The 17,469-nt window shown below is 59.6% G+C and carries 25 protein-coding genes and 2 tRNA genes; 14 read left to right on the top strand and 13 right to left on the bottom strand.

Annotated features, from left to right (window positions below):
* Positions 1-16 precede the first annotated feature (16 nt).
* Together JN279_RS25305 and rbsK are read left to right on the top strand one after the other, a co-directional pair.
* Positions 17-469, top strand: coding sequence for an RbsD/FucU family protein (locus JN279_RS25305; RefSeq protein ID WP_202350549.1), 453 nt, complete (start codon positions 17-19; stop codon positions 467-469).
* A gap of 4 nt (positions 470-473) precedes the next feature.
* Positions 474-1,403, top strand: coding sequence for a ribokinase (rbsK, locus tag JN279_RS25300; RefSeq protein WP_202350548.1), 930 nt, complete (start codon positions 474-476; stop codon positions 1,401-1,403).
* 23 nt (positions 1,404-1,426) lie between these two features.
* Here the strand turns inward: rbsK and JN279_RS25295 are convergent, their stop codons facing one another.
* The gene (locus tag JN279_RS25295) at positions 1,427-1,705 is read right to left on the bottom strand and encodes a hypothetical protein (protein WP_202350547.1); all 279 of its coding nucleotides are present in this window, start codon (positions 1,703-1,705) and stop codon (positions 1,427-1,429) included.
* Between the two features lie 353 nt (positions 1,706-2,058).
* Here JN279_RS25295 and JN279_RS25290 point away from each other — a divergent pair, with 353 nt between their 5' ends.
* Positions 2,059-2,337 (top strand): hypothetical protein, encoded by a 279-nt coding sequence (locus tag JN279_RS25290; protein ID WP_202350546.1) that lies wholly within the window; start codon positions 2,059-2,061, stop codon positions 2,335-2,337.
* A 147-nt stretch (positions 2,338-2,484) separates the two neighbouring features.
* Here JN279_RS25290 and JN279_RS25285 read toward each other — a convergent pair whose 3' ends face one another.
* Positions 2,485-2,682, bottom strand: a complete 198-nt coding sequence (locus tag JN279_RS25285) for a hypothetical protein (protein ID WP_202350545.1) — start codon at positions 2,680-2,682, stop codon at positions 2,485-2,487.
* 310 nt (positions 2,683-2,992) lie between these two features.
* Here JN279_RS25285 and JN279_RS25280 point away from each other — a divergent pair, with 310 nt between their 5' ends.
* Entirely contained in the window at positions 2,993-4,369 is a 1,377-nt protein-coding gene (locus JN279_RS25280) for an HD domain-containing protein (RefSeq protein ID WP_202350544.1), read from the top strand.
* Entirely contained in the window at positions 4,369-4,848 is a 480-nt protein-coding gene (locus JN279_RS25275; protein ID WP_202350543.1) for a hypothetical protein, read from the top strand. Before JN279_RS25280 ends, JN279_RS25275 begins: the two co-directional genes overlap by 1 nt.
* Positions 4,849-5,076: 228 nt before the next feature.
* Here the strand turns inward: JN279_RS25275 and JN279_RS25270 are convergent, their stop codons facing one another.
* Positions 5,077-5,478 carry a hypothetical protein gene (locus JN279_RS25270; RefSeq protein WP_202350542.1) on the bottom strand — a complete coding sequence of 134 codons (402 nt, stop codon included), beginning with the start codon at positions 5,476-5,478 and terminating at the stop codon, positions 5,077-5,079.
* A gap of 407 nt (positions 5,479-5,885) precedes the next feature.
* On the opposite strand from JN279_RS25270, the gene JN279_RS25265 reads away from it, so the two are divergent.
* Positions 5,886-6,074: a hypothetical protein gene (locus tag JN279_RS25265; protein ID WP_202350541.1), complete on the top strand. Its 189-nt coding sequence runs from the start codon at positions 5,886-5,888 to the stop codon at positions 6,072-6,074.
* Positions 6,075-6,089: 15 nt separating this feature from the next.
* Here JN279_RS25265 and JN279_RS25260 read toward each other — a convergent pair whose 3' ends face one another.
* Together JN279_RS25260 and JN279_RS25255 are read right to left on the bottom strand one after the other, a co-directional pair.
* A complete protein-coding gene (locus JN279_RS25260; protein ID WP_202350540.1) occupies positions 6,090-6,536 on the bottom strand; it encodes a hypothetical protein in 447 nt (148 codons plus the stop codon).
* Between the two features lie 249 nt (positions 6,537-6,785).
* Positions 6,786-7,082: a hypothetical protein gene (locus JN279_RS25255; RefSeq protein WP_202350539.1), complete on the bottom strand. Its 297-nt coding sequence runs from the start codon at positions 7,080-7,082 to the stop codon at positions 6,786-6,788.
* On the opposite strand from JN279_RS25255, the gene JN279_RS38330 reads away from it, so the two are divergent.
* Positions 6,982-7,224 carry a hypothetical protein gene (locus JN279_RS38330; protein ID WP_244734144.1) on the top strand — a complete coding sequence of 81 codons (243 nt, stop codon included), beginning with the start codon at positions 6,982-6,984 and terminating at the stop codon, positions 7,222-7,224. The genes JN279_RS25255 and JN279_RS38330 overlap by 101 nt on opposite strands.
* Before the next feature lie 329 nt (positions 7,225-7,553).
* The gene (locus JN279_RS25250) at positions 7,554-7,718 is read left to right on the top strand and encodes a hypothetical protein (RefSeq protein ID WP_202350538.1); all 165 of its coding nucleotides are present in this window, start codon (positions 7,554-7,556) and stop codon (positions 7,716-7,718) included.
* A 64-nt stretch (positions 7,719-7,782) separates the two neighbouring features.
* On the opposite strand, the gene JN279_RS25245 is transcribed toward JN279_RS25250, so the two are convergent.
* Positions 7,783-7,859, bottom strand: a tRNA-Asp gene (locus JN279_RS25245).
* A 217-nt stretch (positions 7,860-8,076) separates the two neighbouring features.
* Here JN279_RS25245 and JN279_RS25240 point away from each other — a divergent pair.
* Positions 8,077-8,152, top strand: a tRNA-Val gene (locus tag JN279_RS25240).
* A gap of 124 nt (positions 8,153-8,276) precedes the next feature.
* Here JN279_RS25240 and JN279_RS25235 read toward each other — a convergent pair.
* Positions 8,277-8,492, bottom strand: a complete 216-nt coding sequence (locus JN279_RS25235; RefSeq protein ID WP_202350537.1) for a hypothetical protein — start codon at positions 8,490-8,492, stop codon at positions 8,277-8,279.
* A 435-nt stretch (positions 8,493-8,927) separates the two neighbouring features.
* Between JN279_RS25235 and JN279_RS25230 the strand changes: the two genes are divergently transcribed.
* The 5 genes from JN279_RS25230 (at position 8,928) to JN279_RS25210 (ending at position 11,967) form a co-directional block, all read left to right on the top strand.
* On the top strand, positions 8,928-9,137 hold the full coding sequence (locus JN279_RS25230) for a hypothetical protein (RefSeq protein WP_202350536.1): 210 nt from the start codon (positions 8,928-8,930) through the stop codon (positions 9,135-9,137).
* A gap of 13 nt (positions 9,138-9,150) precedes the next feature.
* Positions 9,151-9,366 (top strand): hypothetical protein, encoded by a 216-nt coding sequence (locus JN279_RS25225; RefSeq protein WP_202353895.1) that lies wholly within the window; start codon positions 9,151-9,153, stop codon positions 9,364-9,366.
* Between the two features lie 253 nt (positions 9,367-9,619).
* Positions 9,620-10,051, top strand: coding sequence for a hypothetical protein (locus JN279_RS25220; RefSeq protein WP_095201523.1), 432 nt, complete (start codon positions 9,620-9,622; stop codon positions 10,049-10,051).
* 214 nt (positions 10,052-10,265) lie between these two features.
* On the top strand, positions 10,266-10,553 hold the full coding sequence (locus tag JN279_RS25215; protein ID WP_179298026.1) for a hypothetical protein: 288 nt from the start codon (positions 10,266-10,268) through the stop codon (positions 10,551-10,553).
* A 592-nt stretch (positions 10,554-11,145) separates the two neighbouring features.
* Positions 11,146-11,967 carry a M15 family metallopeptidase gene (locus tag JN279_RS25210; RefSeq protein WP_202350535.1) on the top strand — a complete coding sequence of 274 codons (822 nt, stop codon included), beginning with the start codon at positions 11,146-11,148 and terminating at the stop codon, positions 11,965-11,967.
* A 79-nt stretch (positions 11,968-12,046) separates the two neighbouring features.
* Here the strand turns inward: JN279_RS25210 and JN279_RS25205 are convergent, their stop codons facing one another.
* The 6 genes from JN279_RS25205 to JN279_RS25180 all read right to left on the bottom strand — a co-directional run bounded on the left by JN279_RS25205 (position 12,047) and on the right by JN279_RS25180 (position 17,320).
* Positions 12,047-12,277: a hypothetical protein gene (locus JN279_RS25205; RefSeq protein ID WP_202350534.1), complete on the bottom strand. Its 231-nt coding sequence runs from the start codon at positions 12,275-12,277 to the stop codon at positions 12,047-12,049.
* A gap of 137 nt (positions 12,278-12,414) precedes the next feature.
* Entirely contained in the window at positions 12,415-13,185 is a 771-nt protein-coding gene (locus JN279_RS25200) for an SDR family NAD(P)-dependent oxidoreductase (protein ID WP_096457180.1), read from the bottom strand.
* Between the two features lie 13 nt (positions 13,186-13,198).
* Entirely contained in the window at positions 13,199-14,194 is a 996-nt protein-coding gene (locus JN279_RS25195; protein WP_202350533.1) for an ABC transporter permease, read from the bottom strand.
* 119 nt (positions 14,195-14,313) lie between these two features.
* The gene (locus tag JN279_RS25190; RefSeq protein ID WP_027051589.1) at positions 14,314-15,354 is read right to left on the bottom strand and encodes a sugar ABC transporter substrate-binding protein; all 1,041 of its coding nucleotides are present in this window, start codon (positions 15,352-15,354) and stop codon (positions 14,314-14,316) included.
* A gap of 38 nt (positions 15,355-15,392) precedes the next feature.
* Complete coding sequence (locus tag JN279_RS25185) at positions 15,393-16,157, bottom strand: ATP-binding cassette domain-containing protein (protein ID WP_202350532.1); 765 nt, start codon at positions 16,155-16,157, stop codon at positions 15,393-15,395.
* On the bottom strand, positions 16,154-17,320 hold the full coding sequence (locus tag JN279_RS25180) for an ROK family transcriptional regulator (protein ID WP_202350531.1): 1,167 nt from the start codon (positions 17,318-17,320) through the stop codon (positions 16,154-16,156). Before JN279_RS25180 ends, JN279_RS25185 begins: the two co-directional genes overlap by 4 nt.
* Positions 17,321-17,469: the final 149 nt, after the last annotated feature.

Below are 17,469 nucleotides of genomic sequence, written 5' to 3'. Positions count from 1 at the left end.
CTTCACGAGGACTATCATGCTCAAAGGCATCAATCCGCTGCTCAATGCCGACGTGCTGCAGGCATTGCGGGCGATGGGGCACGGTGATGACCTGATCATCGCCGACACCAATTTCCCCTCCGATTCGGTGGCGAAGCAGACCGTGCACGGCAAGCTCTTGCGCATCGATGCGCCGGCGGCGCAGGTGGTCAAGGCCGTGCTGTCGCTCTATCCGCTGGACACGTTCGTCGATGATTCCGTCGCGCGCATGGAAATCGTCGGCAAGCCGGACGAGATCCCAGCGGTGCAGAAGGAAGTGCAAAAGGAGATCGACAAGGCCGAAGGCAAGGCCTGGCCGATGATTTCCGTCGAGCGCTACGCCTTCTACGAGCGTGCAAAAAAAGCCTATTGCGTCATCCAGACCGGCGAGCGCCGCTTCTATGGCTGCTTCGCCTTCCGCAAGGGCGTCATCCCGCCGGATGCGGAGTAGCAGCATGGCCTCCGGCAAGCCTGTCGTCATATTGGGCGTCTTCGTCGCCGACACCGCCTATCGCGCCGACCGCCAGCCGCGCATGGGCGAGACGATCCTCGGCAACTCGTTCAAGCTGGGTCCGGGTGGCAAGGGATCGAACCAGGCCGTGGCCGCCGGCAAGCTCGGCGCCGACACCACATTCCTGACCCGGCTTGGCGTCGATGCCTTCGCCGACATGGCCAAGCGGACCTGGCAGGACGCCGGCGTGAAAAGCGCCGTCATCGACACGCCGGACAGCTATACGGGTGCGGCCTACATCTTCGTCGAGGAGGGCAGCGGCAACAACGCCATCATCGTCAGCCCGGGTGCGGCCATGCTTATCTCGCCAGCCGATATCGAGGCCAATGCCGCCCTGATTCGTGGCGCCGGCGTCTTCGTCACACAGCTCGAACAGCCGATCGATGCCGCGATGCGGGCGCTGCAGATCGCGCGCGGGGCAGGGGTGACAACCATCCTCAATCCCGCTCCCGCGGCAAAGCTTCCCGATCGCATCTACGCGCTCTGCGACTATCTCACGCCGAACGAGACCGAAACGGAGGAATTGACCGGACTGAAAGTCTCCTCGGTCGATGAGGCGCGGGCCGCCGCGGGCAAGCTGCTCGAAAAGGGCGTCGGCACGGTCATCGTCACGCTCGGCGACAAGGGGGCGCTGCTGCACACCAAGAATCGCTCCGAGCATGTCCCCGCCATCAGCGCCGGACCAGTGGTCGAAACCACCGGCGCGGGAGACGCCTTCAACGGCGGCTTCGCCGCAGCCCTGTCGCGAGGCGTGGAGCCGCTGCAAGCGGTGCGCTTTGCCTGCGCGGTGGCTGGTATCTCGGTGACGCGCCCGGGTACTGCGCCGTCGATGCCGACGCTGCAGGAGGTCGAGGCGCTGCTGGCCAGGGGTTGAGCGCGACAGCATCCCTTACGGCTTCACCAGTCTCGGTTGTTGTCCAGCCAATATGCATCACGGCAACCGAATTGGCGTGGGATGCCGAGCCGCCGTTTAGCGTCGAATGCCATTTCTGAACGAGTCCACGGTGAGTTGCCCTCGGTCACGCTGGGCACGATGGTGTGCCCATCTACGATCAACTGCAGCCGCATTTCGTCGAAGTGCCTTTTGAAACCATTCTCGATGCGACTTTCCAGGTAGCGCCGTCCATGCAGGCATTCCTGGCCCAGAATGCCAGAATACATCTGTGCACTGATCATTCTGAGCGCGTCTTCGGAGATATGCTTATCGGTGTCGTTAGACCGCATCGGCCTGCCGACGCTTCCAGCGTCGCGGCCAACAACTCTGCCAAAAACCTCGCCACCGCTGGTCCTTCTGGGTGGCACATTAGCAACAGATAATGTTAATCGGCAATCCGGCCTTGCGCAATTGGCGAAGGTGTCCCGTAATGGGTCATTGCATTTGGCGCAGCAATTGCATTGCCAGCAATGCCGCGGTCAACCATCAACTCGGCAATCGGGGGGCAAATTGGGGGCCCCGCCGCTCCGTTCGCGGAGCGGCGGGTCTTTAACGGCCGAAAATCGCCAAACCGTCAAAACGTGGTGCTGCGCATATGTATTTTCCGCAATTTTTGGTGGGCATGTTCGCGGCGTCGTTCACCGTGGCGATCTGGGCTGAGATAGAAACCGGCTCCATCTGGAAAGCGCTCGGTTGGGCTATTCTTGCGCTCATTATTCTTCAGGTGGGATACATCGGCCTGGTCCTCGGCCAGATCTTCAACCGGGGACCTAAGGGCGCAGTGGCGGACCTGGCATCGGCAAATTCCACGCGACCGCTCCGTGACGAGTTGGGAAAAGTTCGGCAGGGATGGAATCGAGCGCGTCCGCGATAGTCGGTTCGAACTCGCGCCGCAACGCCGCCAGCCATGAGCGCATGACGCCGAAAGGGATCGCGAGAGCATGCGCCCAAGATGGCCGAAGCGGCACGCTTGGCAGAGGGCTGCACACCCGCCTGCGCTGCATCGGGATCAGTCTGATGCCTATTCGGTCTTTGGCGGCACGTCTTTCTTGATGATCTTAGTGTCAGCGGCCTTCGACATGTCGGTCTTCTCGACACTCGCTGTCGTCGTCTGAGTGTCGACTGATGCCGATACCTTGGAGTGATTATAGCCGCACTCTGCCGAAGCGGCCGACACGCACAGGCCCAGTGCGGCAGCGATAGCGAGGAACGTTTTCATCGTCTTCTCCTCTTTCATTGCTGACGCAACGTAACCTATCTGTTGCCACTCACAAAATCACATTTACCCCCCCCCAGGGGGTCGTGACGGACTTGGCGCCGGTCTGCACGCCTACCGGTTCCGCCCAAAAGCGCACATTTTTCCAATTGAAAATATGGGGGGGCAACCATGGCCAGACCTCCAGTTATTGACGGCAACAAGACGACTTGCTTTCTGTCATTCAAGAGGTTGGGCTCGACATCCGGCCAACATAGTAAGTCTTGTTAGCTATTGTGTTATCGTTTTTCTCTTGGGGGGAACGATTCGGCCAATGGATGTGAAGCCACAGAGGGTCCGCGACCCGCTACACGATCTCATCGAGTTCTCAACTACGTCCTTTGAGCAAGCTCTATGGCACGCTATTAACGCTGCGGAATTCCAGCGTTTACGTCGCGTCAAGCAGCTTGGGTTTTCCGAATTGGTCTACCCAGGCGCTACACATACGCGTCTGGCTCACAGCCTTGGCGTTTTCCACACCGCTCGGCATCTGGCCAGCCACGTCAGAAGGCTTCTAGGCCAATCTGCATTTGACGAAGATCGATGCAAAATTGCCCTGGCCGCTGCACTGGTGCATGACCTTGGCCACGGTCCTTTTAGCCACGCATTTGAAACCGCCATGGAGAAAATCGCCGCGGCGCGCGGCGAAAAATTTGAGAAACGACACGAAATTTGGACAGCCGAGATCATTTTGGGGGACACCGACATTGGTGGTCGAGTCGAAAAGGGCCTGGGCAAGGACAGCCGCGACGCGATAGCCACACTGTTGCTACAAGAAACTCCAACCGACCTCTATTCCGGGATCGTCTCAAGCCAATTCGATGCCGACCGTTTAGATTATTTGCGACGTGATCGACTCATGACCGGGGTTAGCCATGGGAGTTTCGACTATTCCTGGCTGTTGGCAAATCTGGAGGTCGATAGTGTCGCTTTCGCAACGGACGGCGAAAATTACGCCACGGTGGACAGCTTAATCCTTGGCAGCAAGGCATTTCAGGCTGCGGAAGCGTATGTTCTCGGTTTGTTTCACATGTATTTTGCTGTATATTATCATAAGGCGACGCGGTCGGCGGAGAAGATTCTATCGGCCATTCTCGTTCAAATAGGGCAATTGGTATTGAATGGAAAAGCGTCTGCCACTGGCTTGGAAAAGTCGCACCCTTTGATTCGGTTTTTGACCGATGCTTCGCTCGGGAATTATCTAGCTCTTGACGACACGGTGATTTGGGGCAGTTTGCCTATGATGATGAACGCGGATGACCATCATATAAAGGCGCTTTCGTCACGGCTCCTTCGGCGCGATTTGTACAAGGCGTTCGATGTCGCGGAGCATTTTGGATCACGGGGTGGCGCTGCTTCGGTCGCCAAATTTCGAGCCGCGCTGGCTGAAGCCAATAAGTCCGGAGCTTTCGAAGAGCTTGAGGTCTTTGAGGATTCTCCTGCACGGGATCCGTATAAACGACGAGGATATGACTCACCGGACGCGCTCTCCAAGGTCCTTATCCGTGGATCGGTCGGAGGGCCCTATCAAGATTTATCCGAGTTGTCAGAGGTCGTAAGCGCGCTTCAGAAGCGTACTGCGTATCGAGTGTATGCAAGCAATGCTCGTGCAATGTCGATATTAACGGAAATAGCGAAGGGAGTTGGATGATGACGAGGGCAATCGACGTCGCCAAAATACTGCATCTGAATGGAGGCGAGTTGGTCGGCAAGACACGTCTTCAAAAGTCATTCTATTTTTTGGAGAAAATCGGCTTAGGGTTCGGGTTTGATTTCCAGTATCATCACTACGGGCCTTATAGTGAGGAGCTGACTACGGCTACTCAAGATGCCATTGCTTTGGGATTGGTGAAGCAAGAGAAGCGCGTTGGCTCCCAATCTCAACCCTATTCGGCTTTTAGATTGATGGCGGATGTTACGGAGGAACCTATTGACGCCGCCAGATCGAGGATCCTAAAGATACTTGCTGGCCAAGACGCGATTACATTAGAGTTAGCGGCGACGGCAGATTTTCTTGAGGTGGCTGGGTATGACGATCCTTGGGCGGAAACCGTAGTAAGGAAGTCATCCAAGGCATCTGCAGAACGAGTCGTAAAGGCAAAAACACTGCTTTCGGATTTGTCCGTCTGATCGTTTTTGCGATTTTTTTTGTAGCTAGGCCGCCCATCGAGGCGGCCTTTTCATTTTAGGAACCCAACATGATCGATTTCGAACGCGCCACGGCGCGACCGCATAACGTCGGCCAACGCCACTACCCCGAGCGGTCGCGTACCGCACTGACGTCCGTCAATGGTCGATAATGTCGTTCTCTCTTGAGCATACCCGCGCGGCCTTCCACGGCCCGCGCGGGTAGCCGGGTTAGCGGACGACTTTGAAGCCAACAGATTCCAGCGAGGCCAGTGCTGTTTCTGCAAAGGTAGCGCAGTTGTCAAAGGGATCGTTGTTTTCATAGAGTGTCGCTTGATAAGCCGCGAGAATGCCTTCATGGATGGCGGTGAGTACTTGGTCGCGTTGGCGCCTTTCGTCGTCAGAAGCCACCGCATCTTCAACATCCCGATCTAGCCTGAGAGTCGGCCTATCTGGACCTTGGCCTTCCATAAGGAACTGGACTAGAGCGGACATCAGCTGCTCGGCTGTGTCCCTGTCCAATTCGAGGCTGACTGTGTCATCGTCGTCTGTCACGAGTTCCAGAGCGCCTCGTAGCGGCTTCCTCGAGAGCACGCTCACATCAGCGTCTTGGTATTCGACAAGCTTGGTCATCACTTTGCTCCATGTTTTTTTAGTGGCCGCAACGCCGCTGTATGAGGCGTGGAAGCCGGATTGTTGTTATTAGGAGTGTGCTTGGGCAGCCGTGCTGCTCGTTGTCTACGACGTAAGGGCTCCCCCATCGTCGGTTATCATGCGGCTTGATCCTAAAGATGCCCCGGGCCGCTTCTCTCAAGGCACAGCGGAAAAATGATCCATCCCGCAAAGTGCGTCAAGAGGATCGCGCAACGACAGTCGGACGCCTGCAAAAATATGGATCAAGTTGCCTCTCCCGACTTGATAGCTACCGCAGGCCAGGGCTCGGGGCGGGGGCTTTGCGGCCAACATAGGTCCCATCTTGCTCGCAAATGTCGCGCGCTAGGCTCTAAGGTGCTAGTATAAACCTCAGAGGAGGGAATCAGATGCGGTACCTCATAGACTATTTCGAGGCTGGACTCGTGGCTTGGTCCGATATCTCCATCAACGATCTTGCGCTTGCAAAGCACATGGCCAGCGCAGCCGTAACGGACGGTTTGGCCGAGCGCACCGAAATTCGGGACCAAGATGGTCGGTTGCTCAACTATTATCCTCGGATGTTGCGCGTCGCATAAACGGCGGCGGTGTGGTCAGCTTCGGGGCGTAGTGCGCGGCGATGGCAGCACTGCTGTGCCCGTCACGTTGCCGTAGACGGCGCAACCGCCCAAAACAAGCATAAGAGCAGCAGGACACCAAACCATAAAGAAGACGCCCAAGCCCCACGAAAGGTGCATGAGCAGCAAGCCGTAACCGGCGAGCGTCAACACCAAGGAGACGATAAACGTCGCCAACGCTACAGGGCCACCATACTCGACCATGTTGAGTGACTTCGACGCCGGATGCGCGATTGCGTACACGGTTAGCATGAGCGGCACTACGATCGAAAAGCAAATCAAGGCGCTGAAGACGTAGTTGTCAAAGGTTGGGCCCACATAGGCGGTCAGGATTCCGGCCAAACTGGCGCTAGCCAAGCCAAGTGACATCGACTGCTCGATGTCCCACGTTGCTGCTGCTTCAGCCTCAAGATCGTCAGTCATTTAAAAACCCCGCGAAATCATAACCCGGTATCTATGTAGGAGGGCGGGTGAGGTTTGGTAATACCCGAGCGGGCCTCGGGCTGCTGGACAGTGGAAAAGGCCGCCGTGAGGCGAAACGTGAGTTGCGAAAATCGCAACTTCCCAGCAGTATCGGTGTACACGGAAAGGGGTGGTTGCCGCTAACAACCACCCCTCTGCGGGCGTAGCGCCATACATACTGGCACGCGGAGTTTGCGGCACTTGTCTTTGTCAGAGACGCCGCAAACTCCAGCCAGCGGTACCTAATGTACAGGCAGTTGCGCGAAACTGCCCGCTAAGGCTGGCTTTTCCCACAAGGTTTTTGTTCTTTTTCTGTTCTTCTGTGTATAAGTCAGGCTCGGCTTTACAGGCGGCGACAGGAATAGGATTATGTTCCTCAGGTGGGGCGATTTCTGTGGAGATCGCAATGGCTAGGTCGAAACCCTCAAAGCAGTTATCGCAGGCTGAAATCGAGCGCTTTGTGGTGGCAGCGGAAGCGCTGCACAAGAGCATCGTGAAGCCGCTCATAGCGCCTACCTGCGATCACTACCGCGCAACGCGAATCCTGCACGAGACGCTGTTGAAGACCGTTCGGGAAGTGACCGGGAAGGAAGTCGAGTTCATCCAGTGGTACGGGACAGGGCCGGTACGGCCTCCCATGGCTCGGTAGCGCTAGGCCCCTCTACTGCCGTTTGAATCGCAACGGCTGACCGCGCTGACCAATGTCTCGCGATCATTGCCCAAGTGCTCTGATCAGATCCCTCAACTCGTCGAGTGTGATGCCGTTTTCCAATGCAAAAACCGCCGCCTCGTGAACATCGACAACTTCACGCCTTGGCTGCTTTTTGGTCATGACCCTACCCTGGTTGCAACCAATTTAGCGCAAAGGCGATAGTTGGTGTTCGGAGCAGGGGAGAAACGCCGGTTGATGGACATGCGGCGATCTGGCGCTGTGAAGCTAACGCAGGCGGCGCGTCTGTTGAAGCGATCTCGGCCAAGATGGGCAATTCGATCGATGACAACAAGGCGCTACAAAGGACCTATATGCCGGTCAACCTAGCAGCTGTTCGTTCAGCTGATGCCAGCCGTCGAATGGGTCGCAAACTGCTCGGCCAGGAACAGAATGAATACAAAAAGTTGAAACTTGGCGGCGAAAAAAGATGAAACTCGTCCAACTCGGATTCAGCGCCACCCTCATAAAACTCTTGCATAAACAAGAGATTGAGAGTGGCGCGAGTGACGGGGCTCGAACCCGCGACCTCCGGCGTGACAGGCCGGCACTCTAACCAACTGAGCTACACCCGCGCATTGACGAGCACGTGTCAGCCGTGTTCGTCGTTGGGCCGCTGGATAAGGGGTTCGCCACCGGGTGTCAAGCGCACCAAACCATCATAACAGCAAACTGGAGAAGGTTTTTTGACAGCCGGCGTTTTGTGCACAAATCCGGCCGACGAACAGGGCGTCGCCTGTTCATTTGGCCTTGCGAAGCCGGTCCCGACCGCTTAAAGGTCCGCGCCGGAGCGGGCGATTAGCTCAGTTGGTAGAGCGCTTCGTTTACACCGAAGATGTCGGCGGTTCGAGCCCGTCATCGCCCACCACTTTTCTTGAATGAATTCAACGGTGTCTGCCGGTCCTCTCAGGCCGGTGCGCCGCGTTGCGCCCAGCTATGCGCTCAGAAACGCCCGATTTCGGGTATGTCACAGTTTGAAATTGGGGTGGTCGCTACCCCTGCTTCATCCACCAGATCGAAGCCCAAAATCCTGCGCCGAGCACAATCAACGTAACAGGCCAATAGGCGATCGCCCAAGTGATGCCGATGATCATCGATAGGAAGCCATCGCCATGGCTTCCTTCCAGGAAAATTCCAAGGATAAACAATCCTGCGAATAACAGGCCGAGCCATCCAAAAATGAGAACTATAACCTTAAACGCCGCCAATTGAGCATCCACAGAGATCTACCGTTGGTGGATATGGCACACGCCTAGCTAAGATTTTTTCGCTCTTGAGGGAATGGTATCGAAGCGGCGCGACAGCAAATACCGCAGCGGCCCTTCGACGAACTGGCTGAAGGCGAAATGCTATTCCGTTGATGAATATGATCTGCTTGGCGTCGAACGCGAGGCGGGAAAGCCTGCCTTCACCTTGTTGGCGGATCGTGCTACCGGCCGGTATGTCGGTTCGGCCTTTATCAATCCAGGCCGCGCGACCCGCGAACGGCTATGGCGGCGCGTCCAGGAGCAGGCCGGACCGGCGCCGAAGGGCATGAAGCGGCCGGCGACCCAATGGGTCAAGCCCGGCATCATAGGCCGCGTGAAGCACTTGCGCGGCGAGGAAGATTTGCGGCACGCTGCAGGATTTCCGGGAGGAGAACCATGCCCATGCGGACAAGGGCGAATGAGGCCGGCATTTTCGATCCATCAGAGTTGGCCTTGCTCGGCAGGGGCTTTGAGCATTTGAAGCTTCAAGACCAGTCGCCGGAAGCGCGAGACGCCATCGCATCCCGCATCATCGCCAACTACATGGCCGGCATCAAAGACGAGGCTGAACTTGTCTCGCTTTCAAAACAGCCCTTGGGGCGCTAGCGGGAGGAAGACGGTGGCAGTCGCTAAGAAGGATCAGGAGCGCGCCAATTACGCTTGGATGTACGGCGCACAGGCGCGCAAGGACGGCAAGGAACGCGCCGTGCCGCCTTTCTGGCAGGAGAATGCCGACGTCTGGCTGCATCGCAGCGGAAGCGCGCCACAAGAGCATCGTGAAGCCGCTCATATCGCCACACTGCGACCACTACCGGGCAACGCGTGTCCTGCATGAGACACTGTTGAAGGCCGTGCGGCAAGTGACCGGGAAGGAAGTCGAGTTCATCCAGTGGAACACCACAGGAACCGGTGCGGCTCCCTACGGCTGGGTAGCCCAATAGCCGCCATCGCGGAAGGTGTTCAGACCGGCCCCATTTGGTGGTGTCAGAAGATAGATTTCTTCCTGCAGCTTCCTGCTCTTGTCGAAGCCATAGCGCGCGATAATTCCCTTGAAGGCGTGGGCGTTTCCCTCTCCACAGGAGCCGACCATGAAACACCAGACACTCGACCAACTGCATGCGGTCGCCAAGATTGAATCTTCGGCTGCATATTCGGCAATGACACGGAACCAGCGTATCGAGCGTTGGGCCGAACTTCTCGAACAACATCCTGACCGGTGCCTTGCGGCGTTTGCAGGGACCGAATATTTGCGCCTGGAGGAACGTACCGGGGTGCGTGGGGAAGGATCACCAATCGCTGTTGCCTTCGCAGACCCGGTGCTGCGCGCGTCGGGCCTGAAAGATGACACGTATGGCGAGGCAAGGCGCTTTTTCGAACTGAGCGACTGGCAACTCCATGAGATCGTCTGCGATTGCCATGCCGGCGCTACCATGAAAGCGGGTTGGGCTGCCGCGCGAGTCCGCACAACAGTTGGAGGGAATGGGTTCTTTGCCTGGTTGAGGCAAAGGATCATGTACTGAGTTGGCCGGCTGGAGGTGACGGTCATTGCGTGTCTGTGACCGTGATACGATCCCCTTCGGTCGCCGGCTCCAGCGGCACGCCCGCAACGTCTCGGAACATCCGCAGGGAGGCCATCAAGGCCGGCTTTGCGAACCTGAGTTCAAAGCCGGTAAGCGGTGGAACCGAGTCAGTCTGATCACGTTTTTCCGGAAGGTCACGCTGAATGACCTAATTATGGAGGAAACAATGATCAAGACGCTCACAACCGGCGCGATGGCGCTTGCAATCATGGCTGGTTCGGCTCTGGCTGGCAGTACATCCGCACTCGACGACCCGGCAAAGATGTCGCCGTTCTTCACCGATGCCGGCATGAAAACTCTGAAGACGGAAAAGGATTTCAAGACCGCATGGATGGCCATGAAACCCGATGAGCAGAAGGCGGTGTTGAAGGACTGCGGCGACACCACACTCAACAAGTCGCATGCGGATTTCTGCGCTATGGCAAAGATGATGGGCGGCTGAATATAGGCCTAGCATCGAAGGCGGAAACGCCTCCGAATTAATTGCTAAATCCGGCGCCAACTCGCACGGGAAGGCGCCGGCCGAGCCCAATATGACCGCCCTCCAACCACCAGCGATATCCTGCCGGCCTTGGAAACATGCTGATGGTTAAGCGGAGCAACAAGGTGGGTAGTACGGATAGGTCTAGTTCACCGTCATCTGCTTGCGCCATTCCCAAGGCCTATCGAACGATCCAGCCCAGGCCGCGCTTGGCTGTCCTGGCTTCTGTTTCAGCCCTGGCGTAGAAGCCGGCGCTGTACTTCGGCCAGTCGACCGCATAGCCCTTCCTGACCATCCCTTCCCCGATATCGACACCGCCAGCCGTGCAGACGGCCACCATGCGTCTGAAACGGTCGCGGTCGGCTGAACAAGGATGCGGTTCTGGGGAAAGCAATCGAAGATCTGCGTCGACAGCCGCCGTCCGAGGAGGAAGCCACGTCTGGCCCGGAGGCGCTTGACGAGACTTTTGTAAGCAGGTTTGAACGATATGCGGCCAGTGCGACATCCGCCGAATTGCGTGAAAGATGGGGGAGAGTTTTCGGGAGGCAGGACGATGACTAGGCATCCAGGGCGCTTGCTGCTGCTGCTGGTGATTGCGTTGGCAATCAGCGGTTCCGGACGCCTCGCCTATGCAGGCGACGCCAGCGACGGCGTGGACCAGCCGGCCGCCAAGGCCGCTTTGCTCAAGGCCTATCCCGGGCTGTTCACCATCTCGGGCAATGTCCTGACCTGGACCGACGGCACCACGATGGTGTGGGACGACGGCAAGACGCGCGAGGCCGACGCGCTGCTGGAGAGCCCGGACATCGAGGACATGTTTCGCTACGTCTATCCCACGGCAAGTGCTGGCGCGCTGGTCCCGGCGGAGGATTTCGATCCCGGCCGGATCCGCAACGAAGCCTTCTTCGAGAAGCTCTACGGCGCAAGTGCTGCGGAAGTGGGCAAGCACATCGCCAACGTCAAATGGCTGCCCAAACTCGGCAAGAAGACTGTGCAGGTCACTAGGGTTTTCGGCATCGACGACCGGCTGGGCAAGGTTTCCGATGCCCTCGAGGTCATGCCCGCGGAGCTAAGCCGTTACGGGCTCAAGCCCGGAGGCGGCTTTGTCTGGCGGCCCATCGCCGGCACAGATCGATTGAGCGTCCACTCTTTCGGCGCAGCCTTCGATATCAATGTCGGCTTCTCCGATTACTGGTACAACAACAGAAACAAAGCCAACCCCAAGGCACACATTCCCTTCAAGAATCGCATTCCGCTGTCGATCGTCGAACTGTTCGAGAAAAACGGCTTCATCTGGGGCGGCCGCTGGTATCACTATGACACCATGCATTTCGAATACCGGCCGGAATTGCTGTTGTACAAGACATCTGGCTGATCGGCGTCGGCGGCCGCCAGCCGTGAGGCGCGTTTGGTCGGCCGAACATGCCGAAATTCGCGATGCCGTCCTATGAGCGTCAATAACCAAGCCCCAGATCTGTGGTGCCTTGCTGGCCGCTAGCCGTCGCCGCACTACAAACCCTGCGAAGGTCGGCCCGGATGTTTTCGGAGTTCAACAACTCGGCCGCTTCCGGATAACCCTCAGCCAGCAACGCTGCAACGATCTCGGCTGGAGACTGGTGAATACCACCCTCCGCCAAAGCATGAGCGCGCTGGTAGATATGATCGGTTCTAATTTCGTCGGCCATTCTCAGGTCCCTCCCTTGATTAGCACTTTACAAACAACCCTTGAGGGGCGTTTACGTTGCATGCAACCTATAAGGGAGTGTTTGCCGGCCGATCTGCGGAGCGCCGGATCAGCCTGTTCGTGGCCGTGAAGCAAGGATCAAGGCGGCACCATCCGGAAGTCCTTGCCCTCGGGCAGCAATTGGCCGCCATCGACGACGATGGTCGTGCCGGTGATGTAGCTGGCGTCGTCCGAGGCGAGGAACAGGAAGGCATTGGCGACGTCGCGCGGACTGCCGAGCCGGCCGAGGGGGATGGAATCCTCCATGTTCTTGATATAGGCGGCGCCGCGATGCTCCTGGATGGCCTCGGTCAGGATGTTGCCGGGCTCGACGCCGTTGACGGTGATGCCGTAACCGGAGAATTCCAACGCTGCCGAACGGATGAAACCGTTGATGCCGGCCTTGGTCGCGGAATAGTGGCCGTGGCCGGGACTTGTGACATGCGGGCCGGTGATGGAGGAGGTGTAGAGCATGCGCCCGAAGCGCTGCGCCTTCATTGGCACCAGGGCGGCGCGGGTGGCATTGAAGGTGCCGCGCAGATTGACCGCCATGACGCGGTCCCAGTCGTCGGTGCTGGTGTTCTCGATCAGCTGCCAGGGATAGATGCCGGCATTCTGCACGATGATGTCGAGCCGGCCGTGATGCTTCAGCGCCAGTGCCACCGCGGCCTCCGCGTCGCGCATCTGCGAGATGTCGGTGCCGATGAAAGGGACGCCAAGCTCATCCGCAGTTGCTTGTCCGGCCTTTACCTCGGTGTCGGCGAGCACCAGCCTTGCACCTTCTTCGGCGAAACGTAGAGCGGTGCCTTTGCCGATGCCGCTTGCGCTGCCGATGATCAGCGCGACCTTGTCGTTCAGTCGTCCAGTCATGCGAGCCGTCCAGTCATGCGAGTCTCTGGCGAATGGTTTGCTTGAAGGCGTCGAGCAGCACGGCGGCCAGCACCAGCAGGCCGTGGATGACCTGGGTGAAGTTGGCGGGCAGGCCCATCAGATTGATCGCCGTGTTGATGGCCGAGAGCAGAAGCACGCCGGCATAGACGCCGGGCAGGGTGCCGACGCCGCCCTTCAGGCTGACGCCGCCGATGACGACCGCGGCAAAGGCGTTGAACAGCAGGCCGACGCCGAGATTGGCGGTAGCGCCCGAGGTGCGGATCGCCAGCAGCCAGCCGGCCAGGCCGGCGATGGCGCCAGCCAGCACGAAAGCGATGATGAGGTTGCGGTTCACGCGGATGCCGGCGCGGAAGGTCGCCGTCTCGTTGCCGCCGATCATCACCAGGTGCCGGCCGAACGGCGTCTTGGCCATGATCAGCGAGAAGACGACGAAACAGGCGATGGCGATCCAGGCGGTGAGCGGCAGGCCGATCAGCCGCTGGATGCCGAACCAGCGGATCGCCGGCGCCAGATCCTGCGCCGAGCGGCCGCCCGAAATGACCAGCACCAGGCCGCGCACCCAGATGTAGGACGCCAGGGTGATGATGAAGGCGCTCATCTTGACCTTGACGACCAGAAACCCGTTGAAGGCGCCGATCAGGCCGCCGACGGCCAGCGCCAGCAGCAGCGACACCGGAACCATCAGCCATTCCGGATGCAGTTGCACACCGAGGCCGATGCCCGACGAGCAGAACAGGATGCCGACCGCCATGGCGCTGAGCGCCGCCACCGATTCGACCGACAGATCCATGTGGCCGGCGATGATGACCAGCGCCAGGCCGATCGACATGACGCCGAGCACGCTCGAGGCCTCGATGATGTTGGCGAAGATACCGAGTTGGAAATAGTTGGGGATGAAGATGGAGAAGACCACCAGCACGAAGACAAGCATGAACCAGACGAGGTTGTCGAGGACGAACTCCAGGGCTTGGCGGGTGCGGGGGGTCATGAGCTGATCCGGCTGGCGCATGCCCCCGGAGAACGGTTCTCGCAAGGATCATGCGCGGATTGGAATTGCGGAGAATTGGCTCCGGGCCGAGAAGGCCCGGAGCGTTTCAGGCGACGTGCCTATTCGACGGATTTGACGGTATCCGTCGGTGCCTTCTGGTTGCCCCAGAAGGCCGGATTGTCGACGTTTTCCTTGGTGATGGCCGCACCGGGGATCTTGATGTTCGGACCCCAGGCTTCCTTGGTGACGGTCGATTTCAAGCCGAGCACGTCATAGTCGCCGGGCTTGATCTCCTGCTTCTTGACGATCTTGTCCATGAACATGGCGACGGCCGCGGCCTGGGCGTAGAGCGGCTGTTCGACTTCGACGTTGAGCCAGCCCTTACGGATCAGGTCGAGGCCGACCGGCGCGCCGTTCGAGCTCATCAGCATGACGTCGCCCGGCTTCTTGCCGGCGGCCTCGAGCGAGGCGACGGCGGCGACCGACAGATGCGCGGCATGGCTGAAGATCAGGTCGATGTCGGGGTTGGCCAGCATCTGGTCGGCAACGATGGTGCCGGCGTTACTGGCTTCCCACTGCATGGCCGGAAGCGAGATGATCTTGACGTCCGGGAACGCCTTCATCTTCTCCTCAAAACCCTTCTGGATGTCGAGCGTGTAAGGGTCGCCGGGATCGCCGAGCACCTGCAGCACCTTGCCCTTCACCGAGCCGTTCTTGGCTTTCAGCAGCTTTTCCGCCTGGTCGGCGGCGATGTGGCCGATCTCGACGGTGCCAGCCACCGAGGTGAAGTCGGAAGGCGTCGAGGTGATCTGGCGGTCGAACTCGACCACCGGAATGCCGGCGGCGCGCGCGGCTTCGATCGATGGCTTCAGTGCATTGAAGTCGACCGCCGCCAGGATGATCGCCGCCGGCTTCAGCGCGATGACATCGTTCATCTGCGACTGCTGCGCGTCGGTCTTGTTGTCGGCGTTCAGCGTCTTTATGTCGTAGCCGACCTGCTTCAGGAACAGCTCCAGCGCGGTCACCGAGCCGGTCTGAAACTCATCGAGCAGTGTCGGCACCATATAGTAGACGGTTCCCTTGGACTGGGCGAATGCCGGCGTGAGCGTGGCAAAGGCCAGTGCAAGGATACCGAAGACAGCAAGAAGTATTCGCTTCATGTCGTTGGCTCCCTGTTAAGCCGGACCCCTCTTGTCCCTCAACCCGCCGGTCCGGCACCGGCAAGCGTCTCCCCGGTGATCATGTTGATCACCGCATCGGGACTTGTTTTGTTGCGTGCGACATCGCCGGCCACCACGCCTTGCCGGATCACCACGATCCGGTCGGCGACCTGAAAGGCCTGCTGCATGATGTGGGTGATGATGACGACGCCGATGCCCTGGCTCGCCACTTGGCGGATCATGTCGAGACCGCGCCGCGTCTGCTCGACGCCCAGCGCCGCGAACGGTTCGTCGAGCAGCACCAGCTTGCCGCCCCAATGCACGAAGCGGTTGAGCTCGATGGCCTGGCGCTGGCCGCCCGAGAGATGCTCGACATTGGTGCGCAGCGAAGGAATGCGGGTGCCGGCGCTGGCCAGCGCCTTGCTGACGACGGCCTCCATGGCGCGCTCGTCGAGCACGGGAATGCCGAGCACCTTCCTGGTGATCTCGCGGCCCATGAAGAAATTCGCCACCACGTCGACATTGGTGCAGAGCGACAGGTCCTGGTAGACGGTTTCGATGCCGGCCGCCTTGGCCTCGGCCGGCGACCTCGCCAGGAACTCCTTGCCCTCGAACAGCATGCGGCCCGAGGTCGGCTCCAGCCCGCCGGCGATGATCTTGACCAGCGTCGATTTGCCGGCGCCGTTGTCGCCCAGCAACGCCACGACCTCACCCTTGCCGATGGAGAAGCTGATCCCCTTCAGGGCTTCGATCGCGCCGTAGTTCTTGGTGACGTTGTCGAGCACCAGCAGCGGTTCGCTCATGCCGCGATCTCCTTGGCCGTCAGAAGATCGCGGCCGCGTTCGCGCTCGGCGGCGAACATCTGGCCGAAACGCGGCGACAGCACGCCCGAAACCGCAAGGGCGGCGGCGCCGCGCAACACCGAATGTTGCCCGCCGCGCGCGACCATGACCCGGGGCGTCGTTCGATCCTTGCGCGCCGAGACCGAGTTGTGCAGGCCGCCGGTCGAACCGGCCAGCCGTTCGAGCAGGTCGGTGGACGCCAGCCCGCCGAGGATGACCGTTTCAGGGTCGAACAGGTTTTCGATGACGGCGATGGCATTGTGAAAGATCGGCGCGACTTCCGCGACCCAATCGGCCTCTGTGCCGTTCCAGCGCCGGAGCGCCTCGAGCGAGAGATATCTTTCGAGGCATCCTCTGTTGCCGCAGGGACAGGCCTCGCCGCCGGGGACGACAGGGATGTGCCCGACCTCGCCGGCATTGCCCCAGGCGCCGCGCTGCACGCTGCCGTCATGAACCATGACGCCGCCGAGGCCGACGCCGAAATAGAGATAGTAATATTCGGAGAATTGAGCGCCGAGGCCGTAGAGCCGCTCGCCCATGGCCGCTGCCGCCATGTCGGTCTCGAAGAAGGCCGGCAATCCGGTCGAGGCCGCCAGCCGCTCGCGAAGCGCCACATCCTTCCAGCCGGTCATGGTGGTCGGGCCGACGAAACTCATGGATTCGACACCGAACGGCCCGGGCAGGGCCAAGCCAACCCCGAGAACCCGCCCGCCGGCCCGCAATCCGGTCAATTCAGACACCATGGCCCCGATCACGTCGAAGGCGTGGTCGGGCGTTGCGTTCGGGGCCTCGCGGTAAGTGCTCTCGACCACGTCGCCGCTCAAATTGATCAGGGCGGCATTGATGCCGAGCGGGGTGATGTGGATGCCGACGGCATAGCCGCCCGCGGGATTGATGCGCAGCGTCGCCGGCGGCAGGCCGCGGCCCTTGGGCTCTTCGCGTACGGAGAGGATGTAGCCCTGTTCCTCCAGTTCGCGAACGATGGTCGATACGGTCTGGACGGTGAGGCCGACGCGGCTGGCGATCTCGCCGCGGGCGATCGGCCCATGCAGGCGGATGGACTCAAGCACGATGCGCCGGTTGTACGGCCGCCCGAACTCCTGATTGGTCCCCCGCAATGCCATGCCTTGCACCCCCGGTTGACGCAAGGTTCGCATCAAAGATTTATTCAGTCAAATGGAATTCAAAAATAAAATCGAACGCGGCACTCCAATCCAGAAAGGCCGGGCTACTCGGCTTAGGACCTGCTCACGTGCCGGCCTTGGCCGATTGC

The organism is Mesorhizobium sp. 113-1-2, assembly GCF_016756475.1.
GTDB lineage: Bacteria > Pseudomonadota > Alphaproteobacteria > Rhizobiales > Rhizobiaceae > Mesorhizobium > Mesorhizobium loti_C.
This window is presented reverse-complemented; position numbering and strand designations above follow the sequence as displayed.